Genomic DNA, 24144 nt, shown 5'->3' with positions numbered 1-24144 from the left:
ATAAGAACAAATCTTCGTATGCAACTAAAAATATTTATGACTTATTATATTCTGCAAAATGAATTAGATTCCAATTTAATCGACTTTTATCCCGCGCTCACATTCCTTTTAATAACACATTTGTATCACTTTTCAAATCTAAATTACATTATGTTTCTTTCCATACAGCATATAATTCTTCTTAATCTAAAGAAATCCTTTATGAAAAAGGATTTCTTTTACTTCTTAATGCTTTTTAACCATTTTTCAAAAATTTGTACCATCCCATGTTTTCCAGCTAATTTCTCTTCCCCTTGTTTCGTCTTATATGGATATAACTGCAAGAAAACACCGCATCCAGACTCAATTTTTTTACTATGCATATGGCTTCCTGGATATACACAAATGACTTCATAAATTGACCTTCGATAATAGACTCGCTTTCCATCCTGTTCTTCTACATACTTTATAGACCAGTACTTATACATTTGCTCAGTTGCTTTCGTATTTCCGACATGCTGAAAAATATTGTACATTGGACTATACTTCACTTCAATAATAATAGAAGATTTATATACGTATTTCCCACCTTCTTTTACATAACAGTCTAAGCGAATATCTGGCTTCTTCGTATCCTCACCATTGTAAAAATTACTACCTTTACTTAATGCAATAAGAGGATGTGTTTCAATTAAGTCATTAAATGCGACATGCACCTTTATATCATCTCGTTCTAAAACTACTGTCGTTCCATCTTGTAATCCATCTACATAAAAATGTTCTTGTATTTGTTCACGAATGGAGTTTCTAGCCTCAAAACCAATTTGCTCTAAAATTGAAATAACGATAAAAAAAGCGTAATATTCATACACTAAAAACGTTGGCTTATAAACAAATAATAACGATGGAGATTGATCCGTATATTGCGGGAGTACTTCTAAATGATGTAGTAATTGTTGATGTGGTATCGGTAAATCATGTAAGTTCATATTACTTGTTTCAGTAACTTCCCTCCAAAACGAAGAGTGCATTAACATTTGAAAGTATTGTACATTTTCATGTACAATATGCGCCAATATTTTATATTCTTGTATTTTCATTGAGCTCTTTCGTAAATCGGCTTCTTTTAGTAAATGTATATTTTTATATTTTTGCTTCTCTCTATCGGTTACTGATCCATTACGCTCAATTGTTTGTATAATCGTTTTTACAGCTTGAAACTCTTCTGATTTTTTCTTTTTTTCTCTTTCTAAGATTTCAATTGTTTGACGTAAAAAGCTTTTAGCTTCAATTAAATAATGATAAAATTGCATCGCTTTATATTTAAGAAATGCATTTTCCTTACTATTTTTTTGTTCCATAAACTTACGATTATAATGTTTGGCATAAGGTTTTCGTTCTGCCACTATAGTTCCTTTTCTTGTTGGCTTTCGCTCTTTTCCTTCCCATTTATATTCATTTATAAATTTTGAGCTTGATTCTATTTTCTTAAAAATTGGCTTTATCATTTTCATTTTTTGGGGTAACTTTCTAAGTAACACTAAATAAGAAGAATCCTCAATATCGCTAAGTGCAGAGAAAGTCTTTTTATAGTAACCTCTATCCAAAATCAACTCATTTAAAATTGACTTCACATAGTCTTGAATCATTTCAAATTGATCATCAAAAAAATTTTTCGGTACGATTTGAAATGCGCCATAATACGTTGTATCTTCTATACGCACTTCAAAATGGTATAGACCACAGCGCCATGGATAAAAGAATTCTGTTTTCCCATGTTCATATATTAATACTCTTTGTTTTTTTTCATTTATTTCATATTGAGCCTCTTTTATATTTTTCTGTCCCTCATATACTTTATTCCATATAAAAGTAATATTCATTGGGATTTCATAATTGTACTGCAATCTTATTGGTTTTAATTCTTGTACTTTATAAATACATTGAACTAATGCTGTAGTAGATGTACAAAGACGATTTAATAAAATATAATCTCCTTTCCCCTCATTTCCAATGATTAGCTTTAATACAAAAGGGAGCGTTTCATTCGTATCAACGATTTTTGTTTCGTAACGCCCTTCATTTTGCATATCCATACAACTCCAGTTCTCTACGTTTTTCTCGTATATATGCTAAAGAGTGTTCAAATGTAGATACTCTGTTAGCAAGTGCAGATTGCAAAAGAGGTACTAAGGTCGCCCCCCTTTTTGCTTCTTCAGAAAGTAAAGGCCCAACCATCATTTCGGTCCCTCTGATTTTCGTCAATACACGCTGCTTTATTTGTAAATCAAACCCCTCTTCTCTACTGATCATATAGGTATGGTTATTTTGGAACGGTATGTTTTGCAAATAAGTCGCAATTGCATTTGCACATCGGAAAGAAATTCCCTTAGACGCGTCATGTGATGACAATACGACATGCAACTTATCTAATAGCTCTAATTCTTCTTCAGAAAATACTTCAATCATCGCTTTATTTCTCATCCAATTTATCCGAAATTCTCCCGCTGTTACTTTCAAAGGTGGATGTAATACGACTTTCCCCTGTTCCAGGCCCATCTCACAAAACGGAATTTTCTGTAACGTTATTAGGTTCGTTCGGTCTAATAATCGATCAGAGAGCTCTTTCGTTGTTTCATCAAAATTCACAGTACCTACAAATATAATATTTTCTCCAATTTCAATTGTTGATGGAATTGAACTCTCTATGTCCTGTACACCCTCATACAAGTTTAAAATACGATTTTTTGTTTCAAGTTCAAGAACAGATAGAAACGGAGTAAACCAATGCTCAATATGAGACATGTTCATTTCATCAAAAACGATTATATACAGTTGATTTGGATTTTCTTTCGCCTTCATTAACGTCCTAACTAACTTCGTTTCACTTTCAATAAAAGTACCATTTGGATGAAGGTAACCAAGTAAATCATGTGGTTCTTGATACGATGGCGAAATTGGAATCCAAACCAACTCTTCCCCATACTGTAACCCTAATGCTTCTGCATAAGTTTGCACAAAACGCGATTTCCCAACACCCGGTATACCACCAAGAATCGTTAACATATTTGTTTTTACACTTATATGGAAATTATAAATATCCGTTTCATCCAAATATAACCCTTTATTATGCACCATACTTTGTACATACTGTAAAAAAGACGATTCACGCTCATCCCATTCCCATTCATCTTTTTGCACTTTTATATCCTCTACTTCAACTAGCTTACCTTCTTCATGCATTCGTTTTTGTAAGTGCTCATACACATGATCACTTACAAAATATAATTGATCTTCTACCGCTATTTCTACATACTTCGTCCAGTCACTGCAGTTTATATATTTACATTCACGTTTCTGTTCAAAATAGGCAATTGAGCTAATTGATGACTTTAAAGATATGTTTCCATACAGTCTTCCATCGTGCCACAATAATTCGGGAGACTCAAAGTCTTTCGGAAATTTTGGCATAAGAAATGATAAATAACCGTTGCTAAGTTTTCGTTCTAAAGATTCTCTTTTTTTATTATTTGTAACTTTAGGTGCCGGAATCATTTTATAGCTACTTGCTATTTCTTTCGGTTCTTCTGTACATATTAACTCCACGTATACATTTCCTCTTTCATAATAAAGACGAAACATTACTAATTGCTTTTCTAATTTCCTCTTCTTTAATTCCGAAAAGATTTTTTCATTCTTTTTATTGCTACATAACCCTTCAAATACATATAGTTCATTTGCAAATTGTTCCTGTAAAGTGAATGGTATTGGCGATAAGCATTGTACAAAGAAATTTTCTCCACTCTTCTCTTTCTCAGCTTTTGTAAATTTCCCTAAAAATCTCATATAGTACATTCGTTTTATAAAACTTGGTTGAAGAGCTTTATGTAATTTCACCATAGTCACCTTCTTTTTTCATACTATTCTTAGTGTATGAAAGAAACGAAAAACTAGAAATAAAAAACCTGACATTATCCGCCAGGTTCAAAATGAAAACTTATATTAATGAGAAGGAAATGCTTTTTTCTCTTGTAAAATTGCATTATGAGCAATTTTCATTTTCGCAAGTACGTAACGTAATCGATCTTCAGCGTTTTCATCTTTACTTGTTTGTAATTCCGCCAAATTTTCAACAGAACTTGCTAAATTTTCAATGACTCCTCTCAGTTCAGGATGATGATTAAAAAAAGATTCTTGCACTAATACTTTCCTTAACTCACTAGCTAAATCAATTATTCTAGACAACTGTTCTTTTTCTTCCATTCTCATCCCTCCTGAATATCTTATGTAGTAAATATTCTCTAAACGAAGAAAAAAGCCCTTTAAATGAAAAGGACTTTTTACATTTTTATATTTCCAGTTAATAACATATACAGTGATGTGATAGCCGCAATAATAATTGCCCACATCACATATTTCTCTGCACCTGCAAAGCAACGGTTCCCTTGTTCTTTTCTTGCAAACGTGTAAACAATAATTCCAATTCCATACACAATTGAAACGAGTAGTAAATTCTTTAAACCAGCTGCATAAAGAAGCCATACAGAGTAAATAGAAGCAATTAAAGCTAACGCTCCGTTTTTGAATTTAGCGTCCCTTAGCTCGTTTGTAATGACTAATTTAAATTGGAATAACGCTGATAATAAATATGGTAATAAAATTGATGTTGATGCAATGAAATACATAATTTGATATGTTGATTCCGAAAACAAAACGATGATAAATATAATTTGGGCAACACCATTTGAAATCCATAATGCCATGTGTGGTGTTTGCTTTTTATTTGTTTTCGTAAAGACTTTCGGAAATACGCCATCTTTTCCTGCTACATGAGAAATTTCAGAAACAAGTAAAAACCAGCCAATTAATGTACCGACAAGTGAAGCAACTAATCCGATGTTAATCGCAACTGCACCCCATGGACCAACAACGTGCTCTAATACATGTCCCATTGACGGAGTTTCTAACACAGAAAGTTCGCCTCTTGTCATAGCTCCCATTGACAGGACAGAAATTAAAATATAAATGGACATTACTAAAATAAGTCCCAATACTGTTGCCTTACCAACATCTCGACTATTCTTCGCTCTTCCAGATAATACAACCGCTCCTTCAACTCCAATGAAAACCCAAAGTGTTACAAGCATTGTATTTTTCACTTGACCAAGTATAGCGGAAAGTGAGATCGTTCCTTCTCCCCAAAAATCATGTGTAAATGTGTCCCAGCGAAAGGCTGTTACCATTACAACAATAAATAAAACGATTGGAACTAACTTCCCTATTGTTGCGATAACATTCATAATAGAAGCTTCACGGATCCCAAATAAAATTAGAAAATGAAGTGTCCATAATAAAAGTGATGCCCCAACGATAGACGCAACATTATTTCCTCCCTTGAAAATTGGAAAGAAATAACCTAATGTACTAAACAGTAACATAATTGTTGCGACATTACCTAAGATTCCTGCTAGCCAATATCCCCAAGCACTATTAAATCCAATATATTCACCAAAACCAGCACGTGCATAACTATAAATTCCACCTTCAAGTTCCGGTTTTTGTCTTGCTAACGTTTGATATACGAGCGCAAGGGGAATCATTCCCATCGCTGTAATACACCAGCCAATTATTATTGCACCACTGTTTGCTCCTACTGCTAAATCATGCGGTAAACTAAAAACACCGCCACCAACCATTGTCCCAACTACTAATGCGATTAATGGAAAAAATCCTAACTTCTTTTCTATTTGTACCACCCCATCTGTCATTCTAGGTGTTATGTTCGTTCAACTATTAAAGTCACCTTTTTCTCTAATAGACGTTTCTCTTATATTTTTTCAGGAAAACATTACTTATTCTAAAAGAAAATGAGCAAAAATGGAATACTTTTTTGAAAAAATGTATAAGTATGCACAAAAAAACCGCTCATTTTGTAATGAACGGTCATTTCAAACATATAAATTTGTATATTCCTTGTAAATTTAACGAAGTAAATTCTCTTTTTGTAAAAATTGTTTTGCGACTTCTTCACTACTTTTACCATTTACGTTAACTTCATAATTCATTTTTCGCATTTCTTCATCTGTAATCTTTCCAGATAATTTATTTAATACCTTTTCAAGTTCAGGATATTTCTGTAACGTTTCTTTTCTTAATAATGGTGCTCCTTGATAAGGTGGGAATAGCCCTTTATCATCTTTTAGCACTTTCAGTCCGTATTGCTCCAATTCACTATCTGTTGAATATGCATCAATTACGTTAACATCTCCAGATTCAATTGCGCTATAACGCAGCTTCGGCTCCATCGTTTTAACATTCGAGAACTTATAGTTATATAATTTTTGCATTCCTTTATAACCATCTTCACGATCAGCAAATTCCAATGTAAATCCTACTTTGGCTTCCTGCGCAACATTCCCTAAATCAGAAATTGTATTTATATTCTTTTGATCTGCTATTTTTTTCGGCATGGCTAGTGCATATGTATTGTTATACTCCATTGGCTTCAACATAATCATATTATATTTCTTTTCCATTCCAACGCGAGCCTGCTCATATACTTCATCACGATTTGTACTCTTTGGTTCTTCTTTCACGAAAGTAGATAAAGCTGTTCCTGAAAATTCTGGGTATATATCTACTTCCCCTGATTTCAACGCTTCAAATACAAATGCTGTTTTCCCAAGACCTGGTTTTAATTGTACGTGTAAATCTGTATCTTGTTCAATAAGCTGCTTATACATTTGAATTAAAATTTCAGGTTCTGATCCAAGTTTGCCCGCAATAACAATATCTTTCTTTTCTGTACTCCAAAGAAATGGAGAAGCAATCATTATACAAACAATACATATCATCAATATAACACGCTTAGAAGAGCGTTTCGGTCGTTCAAGTATGCGAAGTACTATATCAAAGAATAAAGCGAGTAACGCGGCTGGTACGGCCCCTAAAATGATAAGTGCATGATCATTTCGATCTATACCTAATAATATAAGCTTACCGAGCCCACCAGCACCAATGAGAGCTGCTAATGTAGCCGTTCCAACAATTAATACCATCGCTGTACGAATACCGGCCATAATAATTGGCAATGCAAGAGGAAGTTCTACCTTCCACAATCTTCTCCAACTATTCATCCCCATAGCTTTCGCGGCTTCTATTAGAGATTCATCTAATTCCCTTATTCCTGTATATGTATTTCGTAAAATAGGTAATAGTGCATACACAACTAATGCGATAATCGCTGGAAGTTTTCCGATTCCTACTAACGGAATTAAGAGTCCAAGCAATGCAAGTGATGGCACTGTCTGCATTACTGCAGAAGTTCCTATTATAAATTCAGCCATTCGTTCTTTTCTTGTTAATAAGATGCCAAGTGGCACTGCTATAATTACTGCAAAAAATAATGAAATAAGCGATATTTGTAAATGCTCACTTAATGCAGTTAGTAATTCTATTTTTCGTTCTTGGAACGTTTGTATAAAATTAGTCACTGTTTAGCCTCTTTCCTTCATTTGTTCAACAATGTAATTGACAATATGACGACTTGTTAACGCTCCAATATATTGACCGTTTTCTTCAACTGGAACGACCTCTTCATCACGCACACGAACTAGTGCTTCTTGTAAGGAAGAATGTAATGATAGCGCCTGCCCTTCTAATTGCACACTTTGATCAAGTGGCAATACATCTGCTACACTTTTCCCCTCATACCAAGTTCGCCCATGATTTCCAATGAACTCCTCTACAAATTCATTTTTCGGATTATGTATAATTCCTTCTGGTGTATCTAGTTGAACAACTTTTCCTTCTTTCATAATACAAATGCGATCTCCAAGTGATAATGCTTCTTGCATATCATGTGTTACGAACACGATTGTTTTTTGAATCTTTTTTTGCAACTGTACAATATCCTTCTGAAGCTGTTCCCTACTTAATGGATCTAACGCACTAAATGGTTCATCCATAAGAACGATTTTCGGGTTTGCGGCTAATGCTCGCACGACACCGACACGTTGTTTTTGTCCTCCTGACAATTCATCAGGCATACGATCTCGATATATATCCGGATCTAATCCAACCATATGTAACAAGTCATCGACGCGTGCTTTTATTTCCTTTTTGCTCCATTGCCTCATTTCAGGAACAACTGCAATATTTTCAGCGATTGTCATATGAGGAAACAAAGCAATCTGTTGCAACACGTATCCTATATCCCAACGTAATTCGTTTATATTATATTGTTGAATATCTTTTCCATCGATTAAAATCGATCCTTCAGTCGTTTCGATTAAACGATTAATCATCTTCATTGTCGTTGTTTTCCCGCAACCACTCGGACCGATAAGAACAAAAAATTCTCCCTTTTTAATTTCTAAATGCAATGAATCCACTGCTTTCGTGCCATCTTCATACGATTTTGACACATGATTAAATTGAATCACAAATACAACTCCTTTACTGTTGTTTCCTTTATTTTGATGGAATATGGCATTCATTTCAAATGATACGCTTTTAAATTAAAAAAGAGCTCACATTTGAGCTCTAACGGTCGAACAATATTGTTTTCATAATAGCAGCATATTCGCGAACATACATTTTTCTCTTAGAACGAATTGGTGTTTCAGCAGCTAGTGCCTCCATCTTCATGCCTAAACGCTTTGCAATTATTTTCGTTCGATATAAATGATACGTATTACTTACAACTACTGCATGTTTCACATTATATAAATCCATACTAAACTTTAAGTTTTCATACGTATTTGTAGATTGATCTTCTATTAAAATACGACTCTCATCTATACCGTGTACCATTAAATAGTTTCTCATGCTGTGAGCTTCCGGTATATCTTCATCTTCTCCTTGACCACCTGAAACAATTACTTTCGATTCAGGATGGGAAAATAAATACTCCAACGCTACATCCAAACGATTTTGAAGAGATAAAGACGGTCTATCTCCAAATAACTTTGCACCCAGTATAAGAACGTACGGAGAGTGATAGCTCAACTTTTCACGAGCAACTTTGTTCATTCTAAACGTCATATAAATGATATATAGTGGCGGTAATAATAAAATTATAAGAAAGATCCATTTGTTCATAAATAAGTTTGCACTCCCTTTCTTTTTTTATTATATAAAAAAAGAAAGGGAGGCAGAAGTGTTTTTTTAAACGATTGATTTATTAGAAACATTCGCCGCTACTTTACGTTGTGATAGTACATAATAAATAGCTATTCCTAATGAGAAGATCAATATGCAGCTTAATACGTAAAATGGAAGCATTACTCCGGCTTTAGATACACCCGCTGTAAACAACATTAATAATACAATTCGTATTCCAGTACCAATTAGGCGAAATAAGCTGTCTACACGTCCCATTACTTCATTTGGAATTTCCTCCATCATCAATACATTTCTCGCCACTCTTGTACCCGCATTTCCAATTGCATGAAAAATCGCTAGTCCATATAAAAACAATACAGAAGGTTCAATACTCATTGCAGTAATTGAAATTACATAAATGAACATCGTCATAACGATTGAAACTTCTGTTTTGATATATTTCATTATGAGTGGAATACAGATCCCTGCAACAACCGCTCCGACACCGTACATCGTGCCCTCTATTGCGTATACAGAGGCATTGGCTTTTAGTATATCCGAAATATACACTGGTATTAAATAATTTGCCATCATGACACCTATAAACGGCATATAAGTGGCCAGTAAGAACCAAAAGAGCTTAGGACATTTTTTCATAAAGTGAATTCCTTCAAACAATTGCTTCTTAAATGTTATTTTTCTTTTCACTTCTTTTTTCTTTACGTACGGTATACATAAGAAAAGAAAAAATGCTCCAGCAAAAGTTAACATGTCTACTAATAAAATCCACTTCAAAGATACAATTTCAATTAAGAAGCTCGCGGCCGCTCCAGAAATAACTTGTGTTAACTGTCCTTGTATTTCCATCGTTCCACTTAAACTTTTATAATGTTCTGCTTGAAATATCTCTTGGTTGAACGCAAATATTGTAGGATAAAATAATAAATAGTAGAATAATCCGGCTATATAAATAAGAATATAGTGAATAGAATGATAAGGTTGCCCAGCAAATCCCCATATAACCATTATTCCGATTACGGCTATTCCGATTCCTTCGTTACATAGCAATAAAGATTTTCTTGAAAAACGATCAATACTTTGCCCAATGAATGGTGTTAATAAAAACATAATGAGGGTTGCAATGATAGAAACATAACCAAATGTTGTCTCTCCTCCACTCTCTTTAATTAACAGCCAAGGAATCGTTATCATAACAATCCCGGAACCAATAGCAGATAGACTATTGGCTCCTAGAATGTAATACAAGCGAGAATCATGATAAAGTGAGGACATATCACTCCACTCCTAGTTGTTTTTTCACCTCTTTATATACGCTCATATATGCTTTCAATTCTTTAACTACATCATGAATTAATGGTTTTGCATCTTCCCCAAGTTCACCATCTTGCACATGTAATCCATCAAGCACAACTTGTTTTGGAATTGCATTTGCATAAACACCTCTAGCGACCGTTCGCATGCTGTTTAATGCATTTATTCCACCTTTACCGCCACCAGCAACCGCTAACAACGCAACTGGTTTATGAATAAATTCACTACTACTTAAGTAATCTAAAGAGTTTTTCAGCGCACCGCTCATCGCATTATGATATTCTGGTGTACATAATACAACCCCATCCGCAGCTTTCACTAACGTTTTTAATTTTTTTACTGCCTCTAAATCACGTTGTGACTCTTCTCCATTGTATAAAGGTAAATCCTCAATTGCTAAATCATATAATTCCCCTTCAAATTGATCCGCAATATATTTCGCCACCACGCGAGTTCTACCAAATTTTCTTGGTGTACCGTTAATAACGACTAGTTTCATGATTATTTCTCCCCTTTGTTTTCAAGTTCTACTTATATATTATCAGAAATTTCTATACAAAACACAATATAAAGAGTTAACTTGCTTCATAAAATAGTATAATAAACAAAAAAGAACTCATACTTTCGTATGAGTTTCGTACAATTACTTTGTTTCATCTCTCAGACTCAACGTACCTAAACTTTCATTTGCTTCAAAATGATTATATGCTTTTTCCGCTAATTTTTTCCGTTCTTCTGGTAATTCTATATATTTCATTACGTTTTCAATTATTTTTTCGTACGGAGTAAATACAATTCCTGGCCACTCTACCTCATCTTCTGGATTACTATTTTCGGAAATAATAAATTTCTTATTTGCGACTGCATAAGACACGCGAGGTGTTTCAAGAATTCCTGATAAGTAAAAATGAATATTTAATATAATTTTAGCTCTAGCAATCAATTCATTTCTAACAATTCCCCACGCATTATTTTTAAAAACTATATTTAAATTCGGCGCAACCGCTTTTAGGTGGTCAAAAATAGCTTGCCGCCTCGGATTAAGAGCACCTATAAACAGAATATCAATATCTTCAGTAATCTCATCTTCAAATGCATCTTTTTTTATTTCCAAAGTGGGAGCATAGTTCATTTCTACATGTTTTATTTCTTTTCCTACCCCTTTTTGTTTAAGCCATTCTATATTTTGTTTACTATAATCCCAAATCACTCTATCTTTTAATAATATTAAATAAAGGGGGTGCGCATATGGACTTCCTTCGTATAGCTGTTCTAAATTATAAATAATTGCATCTTTCGGAAGAAGGTTCGGGTTATATGCGTATGTATGTGCTCCAAAAACAACTGTATTCTTTACATTTTCCAGTATTGTTTCTGATATAATTACGGTATTTCCCTCCTGCTCCAACCGCCACTTTAAAGCTCGCGCAACATCTATGAAACTACCGTATGTCTTTGGGCATATAAAAAGACAATAATCATATTCTTTATTCAAATAAACTTCCATTAATCTTAAATTATTTTTATATAAATCTACATCTGGATGTTTAAGTACCAACTCATTTGCATGTTTTCTTGCTACTTTATATAATCCAGCATAATAAGCAGCGATGCATCTTCTTAATTCGATTCTTTCCCGATCCTCATCTAATACATCCATGTTTAAAAGAAGATTTGCGATACAATACGCTTTTAAATGATCACGATCATAATAATAGTCTAGTAGTGGCATCAATTCTTCATACGTATTTCCATGCACCGATTCTCCTAGTTCAATCGCCCATCGCATTAATTCCATGATTACTCCACTACTCCTTTAACCGAAAATGTATTTAATAAAATTTCGCATTATTCTCTACTATATTTGCTATATGAAATGGAATCTTTTCTTTTATCGATTCCAAATACTTCTGCGACACCGCTCCTAAATGTTTTTTATGAGGTATATAGAAAGCACTAATAGAAATTTCATAGTCAAATAAGTAATCATACACATGATAATCTACAAATAGTAGATCATCCTTTGGAAAAGGAATTTCCTTCCCTTGCAGAGCATACATCAAAGCAATATTGTTTTGAGATCGTAATCGATACAACCTTGCAAGTTGGTATAATGGTTCAGCCCGGGTTGGTCTATATTCCCAAGCTTTTTGAAAATAAAAAACAGCTAATGCTAAATATTGCTCTTCTTGCCCTTTAACAGTTTCTTTTTCATCAGCATCTGTCACTTCATTTTGTTTATTTGCTGAACGATTTGCTAACTGCTCATAACAAAATCCTATTCGCAATAACGAATAGAATACCTCTTCAACCCATCCTCCTGCTTCCACTCGTTTTTTATACCATTTAATTGAATTCTCAAATTGACTTAAATGAAAATAAGTCTGAGCTAAATAAAATAAATATCTTATATGCAAATCTGGCGTTGTTTCTGGGTCGTTTATTCCTTGTAACAACAACCTCTCATCTCTTTCAAATTTATCAGCTTTGCTCCCGCCATCTCCGGGATCATTCACGACAAGAGTCTCTAACCGAGCTACCCTCGTATTGTAATTCGCTCCAACTTTTGAACGATCTATATCCCAATACTCATGAGTAACACCGACAGATTTCCATGGTAAAGAAGCTTTTAAAAGACGCGTAAGCCAATATTTAATATGAACATCATATTGCAGTGTAAGATAATGATCTTCCGTTAAGCTCGTTTTATCGAAATTCGGACCAACCTCTAAAATCATATCTGCATCTAATATTAATAAATAATCTGCTTCTGGGTATGTTTTTTGCGCTAACGAAACAGCTAAGCTTCTGTTATAACCAAAGTTTTTAAACGGCTCATGATGAACCGTCCCAGGTATCTCATTTTCCTTACACCAATTTTCAATAATTTCAGGCGTATTATCCGTCGATCCAGTATCACAAATAGAAACAAAGTCTACAATTGATTTTGTTGCATTTAAACATCTTTCCATAATTCTAGACTCATTTTTGACGATCATACAAAGACATAACTTTTTTTCTTCCTTTACAGACTTCACTTGCTCATTTCCCATTTAACCACCTCATATTTTATTAACACGCTCTTCTCATATGTAACAACATTTCTTAGCTATACTGATGACATAAGCACCCTTTTACTATTTATGAAAACTTCATTTTATTTATTCTTACTTTTATGTTGGGACATATTTCATGCAGCGCTTTATATTTGATACAATCAATACAAAAAACATAATGCGGGAATCCGTACATTTCAGAGTCTAAGAGGAGGTTATATTTTGTTGGATTACATTTGGCTAGATGACAAATCACCAATTTTAGAACAACTACCAAGCACCTGTAAATCTGCAGCTATATTGCTACACCCTTTTGTCCAAATGCCTTTAGGATGGGAAAAGTCTGTGAGAAAAAGACCATATGAGCACATCTATCCTAGCGCTGAAGAAATCGTTCATAATGGGAAATCCGTTTCTTGGAAGGAAATGATGTCTTATAGTGGATTACATTCATACGCAGAATTAGCAATGGCCATGTTGACTTCCATTGGTGCTTTTACAGAAGAATATAAAAGAGAGGATTTAGCTGAAAAGCTATATTCAAACTTAAAAAAAGATCTTTATTATCCAACAGAAGATTATACGTCTATATTTTTATTACATAAATTACTTATACTCCTCGGTTCTAAAGGTGCAAAAAATTTATATTTCTCTGAACCAATTCTTGATACAAACGGATTATTAGCGGTAGATAATACTACTCCATTAGATATTTGGGACATTAGCAATAATGAGTTAATTATTACTGGCGAAGATAATGAGTATGCGTTTATGAGTATATTTAATTCCTTTATAACCTTATTATTAGCTAAAGAAGAAAATATAGAATATATTGTTCATTCAATGAACGTTGAAGCTGTCATTTGTGACAAAAAAACGATGATTGATTGGTATTTTTAAATTAGTAGTTTCTTAAACTATAAAAAAGAAACTTGCGCTTATGCACAAGTTTCTTTTCAAAAACATCCTTATTTTTTCACAACTTCATGTCCACCGAACTGATTACGTAGTGCTGAAACTACTTTTCCATGGAATGTATCATCTTCCTGAGAACGATAGCGCATAAATAATGACATAGCGATAACTGGTGCTGCAGCTTGAAGTTCAAGTGCAGTTTCAACAGTCCATTTTCCTTCTCCTGAAGAGTTCATTACACCTTTAATGCCATCTAGTTTCGGATCTTCTGCAAATGCTTTTTCAGTTAAGTCCATTAACCAACCACGGATAACTGATCCGTTCGCCCATACTTTTGCAACATCTTCATAATTAAAATCAAAGTCACTCTTATCTAGTACTTCAAATCCTTCAGCGATTGCTTGCATCATGCCGTACTCAATACCGTTATGAACCATTTTCAAGAAATGACCACTACCAACACGGCCAGCATAAGAATAGCCATTTTCTACTGCTAAATCTTTAAATAAAGGTTCTAATTGGTCGTAAATTTCTTTTTCTCCACCAACCATTAAGCAAGCACCGTATCTAGCTCCTTCTACACCGCCTGATGTACCGATATCTACATAATGTAATCCGAAGCTTTTTGCTTCTTCAGCACGGCGTAACGTATCTTTATAGAATGAATTTCCGCCTTCAATAACGATATCACCTTCATCTAATAACGGATAAACATCTTTTAATACTGACTCTACAACTTCTCCTGCAGGCACCATTACCCAAATTGTACGAGGAGCTTCTAGTTCAGCAATCATTTCTTTTAATGTATGACGTGCAGTAATTCCTAGTTTTCCTGCCTTTTCAACAAGCTCTTTATTTACATCGTATACTACTACTTCATGCTTGTCTTCATGTAAGTGTTCAGCTAATGGGAATCCCATTTTTCCTAATCCAATTAAACCTAGTTTCATATTAATCAATCTCCTATTCTATACAAATATATTTAATATCGAAATTAGCCCAAGTGCTACTACAGATAATATAGTCTCCATTGCAGTCCATGTTAATAACGTTTCTTTCACAGTCATTCCGAAATACTCTTTAATCATCCAAAATCCTGAATCATTCACGTGTGATAAAATTAATGACCCTGCACCAGTTGCAAGTGCTAATAATTCAACATTTACACCTGGTGTGCTTGCTGCAATCGGCGCAACAATACCAGCTGCTGTCATCATAGAAACAGTTGCCGATCCAGTTGCGATTCGGATTAGTGCCGCAATTCCCCACCCTAATAATATCGGTGAAATATGTGATTCTTTCGCCATATCTGCAATTGTCGTTCCAATTCCAGAATCTAATAATACTTTATTAAATGCACCGCCTGCACCAATCACTAACAATATGTTTGCAATAGGTCCAAGGCAATCATTTGTAAATTGTAACACTTTATCTTTTGAGAAACCTTTTGCATATCCAAGACTAAAGAAAGAGTAAATGGTTGCAATTAATAAAGCCACAATCGGATCTCCAATAAAGTGTAATACTTGTGCTAGTTGACTCGTTTTATTTAATGCAACTTCTGCTATTGATGCACCAAGCATAAGAAATACTGGAAGTAAAATTGTAAACAATGTATTCCAAAAGCTAGGAAGCTCTTTTTTATTATCTTTTTCAATAAATTGCTCCGCTATATCTAATGGTACTTCCTTATGTATACGAGCACCAATCCATTTCCCGTAAAGTGGACCTGAAATAATTGCAGTTGGAAGTCCGACAATTAACGCATATAAAATTGTCTTCCCTACATCTGCTTTAAAAATACCAACTGCCGCCATTGCCGCTGGATGCGGTGGAACAAGTCCGTGTACGACTGACAGTCCTGCTACTAGCGGAATACCAATTGTAATAAGTGATACCCCAGTTTCTAACGCAATTGTAAATACTAACGGAATTAATAGTACAAATCCAACTTGGAAAAATACCGGAATCCCTACTAAAAATGCAACGAACATCATCGCCCAATGAACTCGTTTCTTTCCAAAACGATTAATTAATGTGTTAGCGATACGTTCAGCACCACCAGATTCGGCCATCATTTTTCCAAGCATCGTTCCTAGTGCTAAAACTATTGCTAAAAATCCTAACGTATTACCAAGCCCTAGTTTAATAGAATCAATAATCCCTGGATCTTTTGGTGAAGTTCCAATTAAAGGCATTCCCATTGCTAATCCTACACCAATTGCTGTTAAAATTAATGCGACAAATGGATGCCATTTTACTACCGTAATAAGTAAAAGTAGTATGACAACTGCCGCTAGTACGATCCCAACTACCATTTCTCCCAATCCCCCTATTGTTTACGTTGGAAAGCAGCTATACAATCAAATTCTTCTTTCAAGCGATTGTAAAGTCGTTCATACATATAAAACATTTCTAAATATATAGCCGTATTTTCTTTATTCGGTACATGATGATGGACAATATCAATCCAATCCTTTACCTCTTCAAGAGAATCAATTTTTCCTACAGCATACAAAGCAACTGCTGCTGCCCCAAGCGCAGATGCTTCATGACTTTCAGGTACAAGCAATTCTTTTCCCATCATATCGGACAACATTTGTCTCCAAAATGCAGATTTTGCAAACCCTCCTGAAACTCGTATTTCAGTAAGTGGCCCTGTACAATCCCTGATTGCGAGTGCTACTGAATATACACTCATACAAACACCTTCCATCACTGCACGTATAAAATGTTCTCGCTTATGTTGAAGATTGATTCCAAAGAATGTACCACGAGCATTTGCATTCCAGTAAGGTGCGCGTTCTCCAGATAAGAAAGGTAAGAACAATAGTCCATCCGCTCCAGCTGGTACGCTTTCTGCATATTTAATTAATAAATCATAAGGATCAATGCCGAGCTTTCTTGCTACTTCTTGCTCTGGACTACCAAATTCATCACGTAACCATCTCAGTAATATTCCACCGTTATTCGTTGGACCACCGATTACCCAGTGCTCATCTGTTAATGCGTAACAAAACGTTCTCCCTTTCTCATCTGTATTTATATTTGATGAGATTGTTCGAACCGCACCACTCGTTCCAATCGTAATTGCAGCCGCACCCGGTGATATCGCACCAACTCCTACATTTGCAAGAACCCCATCACTTGCTCCGATGACAATTGGTGTTTCTGCACTTATCCCCATCTTCTGTGCTAATTCTGGCTTCATACCTGATAAAATATATGTAGTTGGTACAGGGGTTGATAATTGTTCTGGTGACATATGTAACATAGTTAAAACATCTTCATCCCAGTTTAATGTTTCTAAATTAAATAACCCCGTAGCAGAAGCAATCGAATAATCAACTACGTAGCGTGAAAATAATTGGTAAATCACATACTCTTTAATGGAAATGAATTTATAGGCACTTGTATATAACTCTGGTTCCTCTTCTTTCATCCATAACAATTTAGAAAGTGGTGACATCGGATGAATCGGTGTACCTGTACGTCTATAAATTTCATGCCCATTCATTTGTTGTAATAATTTTTCTGATTGCTTCGTACTTCGATTATCTGCCCAAATGATAGAACGCGTTAATGGCTCACCATTTTCATCTACTGCAATTAATGCGTGCATAGCTGTACTAATACCGATTGAAGAAATATCTTCTGGTAATACATTACCTTTTTCAATGGCAACGCTTACACTTTTGTATACAGCGGCACATATTACATCAGGATCTTGCTCAGCCCATCCTACATTCGGTTGAATAATTGGGTAATCGATTGCATGTGATGCAATGACTTTTCCTTTTTCTGTGAACACAACCGTTTTTGTACTTGTGGTACCGATATCAATCCCGATTACTCTCCCCCTTGTTTCCATGCGAATCTTCCCTTCATTTCTAGCAAAATACGATTTAGTAAACCGTTTACATGAATTAGTATATAAAATATTTTTTCATTTATCAAGTTATACAGAGAAAATTTTTTTCATACCAAAAAATAAATCCCCTCATTCCATTTCACTTATATACTACATTTAGCTTTTCCATGCGGTAAACTTACGTTATATTCGTTACGCAATACACTCTTTCCTCCCATTAACAACACATACATAGTCCTCCATACGTTCTACTTATTTGCTTGAAGAAAGAGTTGAAAAACAATATTCATTTTTAGCGGTCACGTAACATCACCATCAAGCCAAGAAAAGTAACTAACCGCAGAATGAGAATTCTGTGCATTTTGCTCTTATTTATTGTTTTAGGTTCACTAGTCTTTTATCTCGATAAACATAGAGCGCGGCCCCCTACTAACCCTTTTTTATCTTGTAAATATATCTTGCATACTATAAAACCAAAAAGTATTTTTATTTTTCAGAAAAATAAAAACAATAACACGGAATTTATTGTATAATGTTGTAAAAAGATGTCGGAGGGATTTAATGTTAAATAAAATATCTCAATTCACAATTAAGCTTTCATCAATTCTTTTATCACTCTTACTATTATTAAATTTACCTTATTTATTTATCACCCAACAAGGATTTACCTTTCAACCAATTTATTTTTTTAATCAGACCGTTACTATGTTAAAACAGGTTTTTTCCCCTGAATCATTAGTGATTATAGGATCAGACCCGAAGTTTGGCCATTTCAAAAAAACACCATTATTTCCAACTGTTTTAGAACCTTACCTATATTCATTTACTATATTATTTTCAGCCTTTTTTCTTGCTCTCTTTTTATCATCTAGCATGGCATTTTTTTATTTTTTAGCAAAAGATTATATAAAAAAATGGATAAACCGAATTGTGTTCATATTAGAAGCTGTCCCTGATATGATGATGATGATTTGTTTGCAAATATTTTTCATATGGGTACTTCAGAAATTTGGGGAATCTCCTATCACTATTATTTCTTTTAATGAAAATCGAGCTTATTTACTCCCTATTTTATCATTAGCTGTCTTACCTACATTACAAATGTTTCGGATGATGGTGTTATACATAAAAGAAGAGCAAGGAAAACATTACGTAGAGGTTGCATATGGAAAAGGCCTTACCTCAAGTTATATACTATGCATCCATTTATTCAAAAATATATCTATCCACTTCTTCCACCATTTAAAAACAATTTTTGTTTTCTTACTTTCTAATTTATTCATTTTAGAATTTGTTTTTAATATGGAAGGCATTATTCAATTTTTATTTAATAAGGCGTTTGTTTCACCTCCAGCTGCATTTATCATACTTGTTATGATAATTTTACCATTTTACGCCATTTTCCAAATAGCCTCATTCATGATGAATAGATGGAAAAAGCAATTGAAAGGAGTATCATTATGAAATCTATTTGGAAATCAAAACGCTTTTTAATCGGCTTTGCTTATCTATTCATACTTATTTCAGCTAGTTTTATTTATAGTTGGTTCTTTAAAGATAACATCCCAAAACCTCCTCAGTTACTTTACAATGACAATAACGAATTACTTGGAAAGGCCCCCTTTCCGCCATCGTTAATTCCACCTTTTGGATCTGATCGTTTTGGAGAGTCTGTTTTCTTACAAATTGTAGAAGGAGCAAAATTCACTATTTTATTAGCCGTGGCAATTAGCTTCTTTCGAATTTTATGCGGAACATGTATAGGAATCCTCTTAAGTTTATTTGCTCCAAAACTCAAGAGATTTTTCCAGTCATGCTCAGAAGTTTTTTATTATATTCCAACTCTATTTATCGCATTCATACTCATCACGCCCGTTAATATTATAATTACATCAAATGCTGATGGGGTAGATCCAAATATTTCATTTACGTTTTATCAAGTACTCGTACTTATTTTTGTCGCTCTGCCTACACTTTCTTTATACATATCCTCAGAGGTTGATGAATTTATGAAACAAGATTACATCTTAAGTTCACAATTACTGGGGGCTAGTCGTTTTCATATTATTAAAAAACACTTACGAGTCTTATTACTTGACCGCTTATTTGTATTATTTATGGAACATATCGTCCAAACACTCATACTCGTTATCCATTTAGCGTTGCTTAACATTGTAATTGGCGGCATACAAATGCGTGAACTCTATGACGGAGTGCTCAAACCTGTTTCTCTATCTAATGATTGGGCAGGCCTTATTGGATTAAATCGTAATGAAATGAATCTTTCATGGTGGATTATTTTTTATACCCTCGCTTCATTCTTTATTACCATTCTATTTATTAAGCTTATGACCATCGGGATTCAAGATTCACTGAAAGCAAGAGATTCGCAAATTGTAGCAATTCAAAACGTTCCAGATCATAAAAAATTTGTTAAACATAAAGATTCTTTTTCGTTTGCAAATAAAGTAAACCTTTAATCATTTCTCATTAATCAAGTATTAATTTGCATTGATATTATTAGAAAATAAAGAAGATGATTCCTATTAAATACAGGGATCATCTTCTTATGCTGTCTAACTTTTTTACATGTATTTGCTAGACTCATGCTTTTTATATTTAAAGTGAATTATTTGCAATCACAATTATTATGTTTTTTAAAATCAATTACCATACGCCCTTGAATTCTACCTTGTTCCATTTCTTCGAATACATTTTGTACTTTATCTAGAGAACAAGTTTGAACAACCGGCACTACTTTTCCTTCTGCCCCGAACATAAACGCCTCTTCCAAATCTTTACGAGTACCAACTAGAGAACCAACTACTTCAATTCCATCCAGTACAAGTCGTGGGATGTTTAAGTCCATTGTTTCTACTGGTAGCCCTACTGCAACTACTTTACCGCAAGCACGTACTGCATCAACTGCTGAGTTAAAGGCTACTTTAGAGACTGCTGTTACTACCGCAGCATAAGCGCCACCAAACTCCTCTTGCACAATTTTATCAGCAGGACCTTGAGAAATTGGATTGATAGTCATATCAGCACCAACTTCTTTTGCTAAGGCTAATTTGTCATCATTAATGTCTACTGCGATTACCTTTGCACCAAATACATTTTTAGCATATTGGATAGCTAAGTTACCTAATCCACCGCAGCCATAGATTACAATAGGTTGACTAGGTTTAATATCTGATACTTTAATAGCTTTATATGTAGTTACACCAGCACAAGTAATTGATGATGCTTGAGCAGGATCTAATCCTTCTGGTACTTTTACCGCATAATCAGCTGTAACGATACATTGTTCAGCCATACCACCATCCACTGAATAACCAGCGTTTTTAACTTCACGGCAAAATGTTTCTCTACCAGTTACGCAATATTCACAACGTCCACAAGATTGGAACATCCATGCAATACTTACACGGTCACCTATCTTTAGTGAAGTAACATCATCAGCTATTTTCGTAACAATACCTACACCCTCATGACCAAGAATACGGCCATCAGTGTTACCAAAATCATGATTTGCAACGTGTAAATCAGTGTGGCAAACTCCACAATACTCTACATCTACTAACGCTTCACCTGAGTGTAACGGACGTAATTCTTTGTCAATCACTTCGATGTTTGCTTTGCTGTTTTTATTAACCACTACTGCTTTCATATGTAATCTCCCCTTTAGTGTTTTAGCATTTTAATGAGTTTATCTCACAACTACTTTCTTCACTACTTTGGCTAGTTATTGTACCAAATTTAAGTGTTCAATCATCATTACATCTTCATCATAACATGACACTTCATAAACAACTTGTGAAATTACGAACAATATTTGAATTATTACACAAATCGGTCTTTATTTTAAATTTTTAAAAATGAGAGTTTATCATTGACTATAAGTAAGTCACATATTTCTAAAACAAAATAAATTAACAAACTTCTCATCGATAAAAAAGCTCTTCACTCAATATTTTCTACATGTAAACACTTAGTTTCACAGTAATATCCTTTGCCACCAACATAAACTTTTTCTATTTTATTTTTGCTATTGGTTGCTAATTTAACTAATATTTCAGAAGGCGAGTGTAAAGAATACCCTTGTTCAAATACATAGACTTCTTTTTTCAAGTAGTCCTGTTCATAAAGGTAGCAAGCTAATGCACCGTTCGAAGTTCCAGTCGCTGCTTCTTCATTGATGTCGTATAGCGGAGCAAAATTTCTGCATATAATTCGATTGTCATTAAAAGTATATAGATGCATCCCGACAACATTATAATACTTGCTGATTTCTTTAATTTTTTCAAAATTAGGTTGCAGTGCATGTAATTGTGTTTCACTTTTTATAGGAATTAAAATATCTTTTAAGCCTGTGGAGACAATTTGAATTGGGTATTTATTTTCTATATTTTTACTATCAAAACAGTCGGTGAACTCGTTTGGAGATACAACATCATAGAATATCGGTTTATTTTGTTCCATGAATATAATGTCATCTTTTATAGTAATAGTAAGAACACCGCTGTTCGTTTCAATCGTATAGCGATTCCTGAAAAGTTTATTTAAATGCATTAGTATCGCGAAAGAGCCAATTGTGGCATGACCACATAAATCAACTTCTTCTTTCGGTGTAAAATACTCAAATTTATAATCAGCAAGTTCAGATTCTGATATAAATGCGGTTTCCGCATAGCCCAGTTGTTTGGCTATTTCCATTTTTTGAGTAGTGGTCAATGTATCCTCAATAAATACCACTCCTGCTTTATTTCCGCCTTTATGATCCTTGCTAAATGCACTTGCAACATAAACAGATATTTTCATAAGACACCTTCCTCACTTATAGTAAATTATAGTATAGAAAGCACTACATATAAATGTCATTGGATAAATTATCCCTAAAATAAGAAACAAACTACTTTTAGCATTTGAACTCTCCAAAAATAGTTTGTCTACAGTCTGAAAGCTCTTCATTTGAAGAGCTTTTTTATATTCGCTTCATCGAAATCGTTTCACGTATACTTTGTAAATTTTTTAGAGTTTCCTCTTGTCGCTGCAACGACAACCCTACATACAAAGTATCTAATAAGCTTAACTGTGCTAATCTGGATGAACTTGCTTCTGTGCGGAATTCAGTCTCACGTGTTGATGTATATAACGTTATATCAGCAAGTTGACTTAATGCTGATTTCTTATAGCTCGTAATCGCAATAATTTTGGCCCCTCTTGCTTTCGCTACTTCTAATGCTTCAAGTAATCCTTTATTGCTACCAGAATGAGAAATACCAATAACAACTGAGTTTTTTGAGAGTAAACCTGCTCCCATAATTTGAAAATGCGAATCAGTATGAGCGATACAAGAAATACCCGTTCTCATAAACTTATGATACGCATCCATTGCAATAATACCAGAGCCACCATTTCCATAAAACTCAATTCGACTTGCTTCTTGCAAGGCTCGTACAGCCTGCTCAAGTGCCGTTTCATTTAGCAAATGTAAAGTATCTTGCAGTCCTGTAATATGCGAATGAAAAACTTTTTTAGCAACAGTTACCATACTATCTTCTGCTGATACCTCTTCATGAATATTTTGCATCGGTGTATGTACAATTTCACGAGCTAATGTAATCTTTAAATCTTGAAAACCTTGCAAACCAAGGTGTTTACATAAGCGGAATATCGTAGCTTCGGAACTACTCGTAACTTCAGCTAATTCTGTAATAGATTTATGTACAACATCTTGTGGATGTTTCAAAATATGTTCGGCAATACTTCGCAATTTCGGTGATAAACCATTTAACGAAGCCTGAATCTTTCCAATCCCACTTCTTGTATCAGGCATAGCATATCCTCCCCTTCCATCGTAGCTTTATCCTGTAAAAACCGATT

The 24144-nt window shown here is 34.2% G+C and carries 19 protein-coding genes and 1 pseudogene; 3 read left to right on the top strand and 17 right to left on the bottom strand.

What is annotated here, in order from left to right; translation table 11 throughout:
* Positions 1-218: 218 nt before the first annotated feature.
* The 11 genes from ACTFRH_RS07580 to ACTFRH_RS07530 all read right to left on the bottom strand — a co-directional run bounded on the left by ACTFRH_RS07580 (position 219) and on the right by ACTFRH_RS07530 (position 13469).
* On the bottom strand, positions 219-2069 hold the full coding sequence (locus ACTFRH_RS07580; protein WP_001178723.1) for a hypothetical protein: 1851 nt from the start codon (positions 2067-2069) through the stop codon (positions 219-221).
* Positions 2059-3876: an AAA family ATPase gene (locus tag ACTFRH_RS07575; protein ID WP_033690264.1), complete on the bottom strand. Its 1818-nt coding sequence runs from the start codon at positions 3874-3876 to the stop codon at positions 2059-2061. Before ACTFRH_RS07575 ends, ACTFRH_RS07580 begins: the two co-directional genes overlap by 11 nt.
* Before the next feature lie 105 nt (positions 3877-3981).
* Positions 3982-4242, bottom strand: coding sequence for a hypothetical protein (locus ACTFRH_RS07570; RefSeq protein WP_000391449.1), 261 nt, complete (start codon positions 4240-4242; stop codon positions 3982-3984).
* Positions 4243-4319: 77 nt separating this feature from the next.
* Entirely contained in the window at positions 4320-5747 is a 1428-nt protein-coding gene (locus tag ACTFRH_RS07565) for a basic amino acid/polyamine antiporter (protein WP_000129445.1), read from the bottom strand.
* 213 nt (positions 5748-5960) lie between these two features.
* Positions 5961-7472 (bottom strand): ABC transporter permease/substrate-binding protein, encoded by a 1512-nt coding sequence (locus ACTFRH_RS07560; RefSeq protein ID WP_000181011.1) that lies wholly within the window; start codon positions 7470-7472, stop codon positions 5961-5963.
* Positions 7473-7475: 3 nt separating this feature from the next.
* Positions 7476-8423 carry an ABC transporter ATP-binding protein gene (locus tag ACTFRH_RS07555; protein WP_000614074.1) on the bottom strand — a complete coding sequence of 316 codons (948 nt, stop codon included), beginning with the start codon at positions 8421-8423 and terminating at the stop codon, positions 7476-7478.
* A 100-nt stretch (positions 8424-8523) separates the two neighbouring features.
* Positions 8524-9081, bottom strand: coding sequence for a YdcF family protein (locus ACTFRH_RS07550; protein ID WP_001045714.1), 558 nt, complete (start codon positions 9079-9081; stop codon positions 8524-8526).
* Between the two features lie 66 nt (positions 9082-9147).
* Complete coding sequence (locus ACTFRH_RS07545) at positions 9148-10377, bottom strand: MFS transporter (protein WP_000097156.1); 1230 nt, start codon at positions 10375-10377, stop codon at positions 9148-9150.
* A 1-nt stretch (position 10378) separates the two neighbouring features.
* Positions 10379-10915, bottom strand: coding sequence for an NADPH-dependent FMN reductase (locus tag ACTFRH_RS07540; RefSeq protein WP_000780352.1), 537 nt, complete (start codon positions 10913-10915; stop codon positions 10379-10381).
* A gap of 144 nt (positions 10916-11059) precedes the next feature.
* On the bottom strand, positions 11060-12214 hold the full coding sequence (locus ACTFRH_RS07535) for a hypothetical protein (protein WP_000422329.1): 1155 nt from the start codon (positions 12212-12214) through the stop codon (positions 11060-11062).
* A 34-nt stretch (positions 12215-12248) separates the two neighbouring features.
* A complete protein-coding gene (locus ACTFRH_RS07530; RefSeq protein ID WP_000526227.1) occupies positions 12249-13469 on the bottom strand; it encodes a glycosyltransferase family 2 protein in 1221 nt (406 codons plus the stop codon).
* A 139-nt stretch (positions 13470-13608) separates the two neighbouring features.
* On the opposite strand from ACTFRH_RS07530, the pseudogene ACTFRH_RS07525 reads away from it, so the two are divergent.
* Positions 13609-14372 (top strand): annotated as a pseudogene (locus tag ACTFRH_RS07525) (DUF2711 family protein).
* 68 nt (positions 14373-14440) lie between these two features.
* On the opposite strand, the gene gnd reads toward ACTFRH_RS07525, so the two are convergent.
* From gnd to gntK, 3 genes are read right to left on the bottom strand one after another with little or no spacing between them, the layout of a single operon-like run.
* Positions 14441-15337, bottom strand: a complete 897-nt coding sequence (gene gnd / locus ACTFRH_RS07520; protein WP_000765982.1) for a phosphogluconate dehydrogenase (NAD(+)-dependent, decarboxylating) — start codon at positions 15335-15337, stop codon at positions 14441-14443.
* A gap of 18 nt (positions 15338-15355) precedes the next feature.
* Entirely contained in the window at positions 15356-16705 is a 1350-nt protein-coding gene (locus tag ACTFRH_RS07515) for a GntP family permease (protein ID WP_000260203.1), read from the bottom strand.
* Positions 16706-16719: 14 nt separating this feature from the next.
* On the bottom strand, positions 16720-18258 hold the full coding sequence (gene gntK, locus ACTFRH_RS07510; RefSeq protein ID WP_000450006.1) for a gluconokinase: 1539 nt from the start codon (positions 18256-18258) through the stop codon (positions 16720-16722).
* Positions 18259-18819: 561 nt separating this feature from the next.
* Between gntK and ACTFRH_RS07505 the strand changes: the two genes are divergently transcribed.
* Both ACTFRH_RS07505 and ACTFRH_RS07500 read left to right on the top strand, forming a co-directional pair.
* Positions 18820-19722, top strand: coding sequence for an ABC transporter permease subunit (locus ACTFRH_RS07505; protein WP_000932687.1), 903 nt, complete (start codon positions 18820-18822; stop codon positions 19720-19722).
* Positions 19719-20738 carry an ABC transporter permease gene (locus ACTFRH_RS07500; protein ID WP_000836556.1) on the top strand — a complete coding sequence of 340 codons (1020 nt, stop codon included), beginning with the start codon at positions 19719-19721 and terminating at the stop codon, positions 20736-20738. The genes ACTFRH_RS07505 and ACTFRH_RS07500 overlap by 4 nt, the downstream gene beginning before the upstream one ends.
* Positions 20739-20887: 149 nt before the next feature.
* Here ACTFRH_RS07500 and adhP read toward each other — a convergent pair whose 3' ends face one another.
* The 3 genes from adhP to ACTFRH_RS07485 form a co-directional block, all read right to left on the bottom strand.
* Positions 20888-21928: an alcohol dehydrogenase AdhP gene (gene adhP / locus ACTFRH_RS07495; protein ID WP_000649110.1), complete on the bottom strand. Its 1041-nt coding sequence runs from the start codon at positions 21926-21928 to the stop codon at positions 20888-20890.
* Between the two features lie 293 nt (positions 21929-22221).
* On the bottom strand, positions 22222-23079 hold the full coding sequence (locus ACTFRH_RS07490; protein ID WP_000704312.1) for a PhzF family phenazine biosynthesis protein: 858 nt from the start codon (positions 23077-23079) through the stop codon (positions 22222-22224).
* A 163-nt stretch (positions 23080-23242) separates the two neighbouring features.
* Positions 23243-24097: a MurR/RpiR family transcriptional regulator gene (locus ACTFRH_RS07485; RefSeq protein ID WP_001113484.1), complete on the bottom strand. Its 855-nt coding sequence runs from the start codon at positions 24095-24097 to the stop codon at positions 23243-23245.
* Positions 24098-24144 lie beyond the last annotated feature (47 nt).

This window comes from Bacillus cereus group sp. MYBK216-1 (genome assembly GCF_051916495.1).
In the GTDB taxonomy this organism is placed as follows: Bacteria; Bacillota; Bacilli; order Bacillales; family Bacillaceae_G; genus Bacillus_A; species Bacillus_A thuringiensis_K.
This window is presented reverse-complemented; position numbering and strand designations above follow the sequence as displayed.